1 protein-coding gene is annotated in these 1,618 nt (G+C 54.0%); it reads left to right on the top strand.

The genetic code is table 11. The features are described from left to right. Nucleotides 1-323 precede the first annotated feature (323 nt). Nucleotides 324-1,544: an IS110 family transposase gene (locus DI44_RS06805; RefSeq protein WP_021321446.1), complete on the top strand. Its 1,221-nt coding sequence runs from the start codon at nucleotides 324-326 to the stop codon at nucleotides 1,542-1,544. The last annotated feature ends 74 nt before the right edge of the window (nucleotides 1,545-1,618 follow it).

Consider the following 1,618-nt stretch of genomic DNA (forward strand, 5'->3'; position numbering starts at 1 on the left):
AAGGTGGTTTTCACCCTTCCGATGGTGACGAAATTTTTTTGTCATGGGAGTCTATCCTCAAAATACCCGAGGATAGACTCCCATGACAAAAAATTTTGTCACCATCGGAAGGATGAAAACCACCTGCTGTCGAATGGTCTCCTTGCAGCTGGGGTCATGAGGTCGTGGTATCTATGGTACGGAAAAGTCCGAAGGATAGACGGACCCCAGCAGCCTGGTGCACCACGGAATGTCGCTCCCTTTTGGGAAGCACGCAGGATAGAATGCTTGAACAAAGGCTGCTGCACCAGCTGTTTTGGAGAATGAAGCAGGGAGGGAGACCGATGCGCGTCTTGTATGAACGCTGTTGCGGATTGGACGTGCATAAGAAATCGATCACGGCTTGTGTCCTAACCCCTGAAGGCAAAGAGATCCGCACGTTTGGCACGATGACCGACGATCTCGAGGAGTTGGTGGAGTGGCTGAAAGAAAAACAGGTGACGCACGTGGCCATGGAGTCGACGGGCGTATATTGGAAGCCAGTGTATCATCTCCTCGAAGGAGAGTCGATCGAAGTGCTGGTCGTCAATGCCCAACATATCAAAGCGGTTCCCGGACGAAAGACCGATGTCAAAGATGCCGAATGGATCGCGGACTTGCTTCGCCACGGACTGCTCCGAGGGAGTTACATTCCGGATCGAGCTCAGCGAGAGCTTCGGGAACTGGTTCGGTATCGGCGCAGTTTGATCGAGGAACGGGCACGGGAGCTCAACCGCATCCAAAAAGTGCTGGAAGGAGCCAACATCAAACTGGCTTCGGTTGTATCGGACATCAACGGGGTGTCGGCTCAGCGGATCCTTCGAGCCCTGATCGAAGGAACGGACGATCCGGCGGTATTGGCGCAACTCGCCAAAGGGCGGCTGAAACAAAAAATCGGAGAGCTCCGGCGCGCCTTGAAAGGAATCATGGGGCCGCATCAACGCATGATGCTTTCGGAACAATGCCGGCATATTGAATATTTAGACGAAGCGATTGCCCGGTTGAGTCGAGAGATCGAGGAGAGAACGCGCCCTTTTCATGAAGCGCTGGAGCTCATGGAGACCATTCCGGGAGTAGGGCGGCAAAGCGCAGAACAAATTATAGCGGAAATCGGGACGGATATGAGCCGGTTCCCTACGGCCGCACACTTGGCCTCATGGGCGGGAATGGCCCCCGGGAATCATGAGAGTGCGGGGAAACGGTTGTCAGGCCGAACGAGGAAAGGGAACAAGAAACTGAGGGCGTGTCTGGTGGAATGCGCCCGTGCCGCCGCCCGAACGAAGAACACGTACCTATCGGCCAAGTATCATCGGATCGCCAAACGAAGAGGAGCGAATCGAGCGAGTGTCGCGGTCGGGAGAACCATCTTGGAAATCATCTATTCGGTCTTAACGCGAAAGGAACCGTATCGAGAGTTGGGAGCCGACTACTGGGATCAGCAACGGGAGGCCGCCATCGTGCGCCAAACGGTGAAACGGCTAGAGGGGTTAGGGTACGAAGTGAAACTGGAGAAGACCAGTGCGTAGCATGAAGAAACCATATATATACTGAAATACCTTCCTTTGGAATCTAATTCCAAAGGCTAGGTGGGGATCGTTTT

It is taken from the genome of Geobacillus sp. CAMR5420, from assembly GCF_000691465.1.
GTDB classification, from domain to species: domain Bacteria; phylum Bacillota; class Bacilli; order Bacillales; family Anoxybacillaceae; genus Geobacillus; species Geobacillus thermoleovorans.